Annotated in this window: 1 protein-coding gene; it reads left to right on the forward strand. The window is 40.9% G+C overall.

What is annotated here, in order from left to right; translation table 11 throughout:
• Positions 1–42: 42 nt before the first annotated feature.
• Positions 43–953, forward strand: a 911-nt coding sequence (locus KEM10_RS23810; protein WP_212220895.1) for a class I SAM-dependent methyltransferase, incomplete at its 3' end; no start/stop codon positions are given.

The following is a 953-nucleotide window of genomic DNA, read 5'->3' on the forward strand; positions in this document are numbered from 1 at the left end:
TTTTCTATTTGGCTCACACAATCATGTAGTTCTGGTTTGTTCATGGATAAAAAGGGCTACATATCAAGGATTCGTGAGGATTTAAAAGGCGGACGGAAGCACTCTAAAACCACAATTGAAAGCATTGCCAAAAGCTTCGGTATTGCCAATAAAAACTTGGTAAAAGAATATACCGAACTGGCAATAATCCTTAACGCAAGAGAGATAGCACACGACAGTTCGCTAACCACTTACGAAAAGTACCTTGATATTGTAGCCCTGTATCAATCACAGGTCAATCTTTCCATGCGCACAAGCATGAGCGTGTTGATGCAGCAATATTCCACTCCGGCACCCATTTCGTTTCTGGCATCGAGTTATATCTTAAAATCAGGTAGCTTATCAGGCTACAAAGCTTTTAAGAACATTGTAAAAGGAAACACTAAAGGTAAAATTGTTGGCAATGCTCACCTTACCAATGACAAAAACGATTTTCCAAAGTATTTAGAGCCATCGGCAGGGAACGGACTTTTAACCATTGCTTTGCCTTATCACTATACCCATGTTAACGAGCTGGACGATGTAAGGCTTGCCAACCTGAAAGAACAACCATTTGCAAAGGTCAGCTCTTGGGATGCCTTAAAACCTCCGGCAGCTTATGACAGAACTTTTGATGGTATAGTTACGAATCCACCTTTCGGTTCACTTTCTCAACCTGAACTTTTCGGAAAATTCAAAATCAAACGATTAGAACATGCAATGGCATTAAACGCCTTGCGTTGCATGAAGGATGACGGTAGAGCTGCTATTATCATTGGCGGTCATACCTCTTGGGATGAACATGGTCGGGTTACCGCAGGAACTAACCGCATTTTCCTTAATTATCTCTACCACTTTTACAACGTTGAAGATATTATCCCGATTAACGGCAAAAAGCTTTACTCCAGACAAGGAACATCAATCAATACCCGATT

Origin of the sequence: Carboxylicivirga linearis (genome assembly GCF_018271995.1) — a bacterium.
Lineage (GTDB): Bacteria > Bacteroidota > Bacteroidia > Bacteroidales > Marinilabiliaceae > Carboxylicivirga > Carboxylicivirga linearis.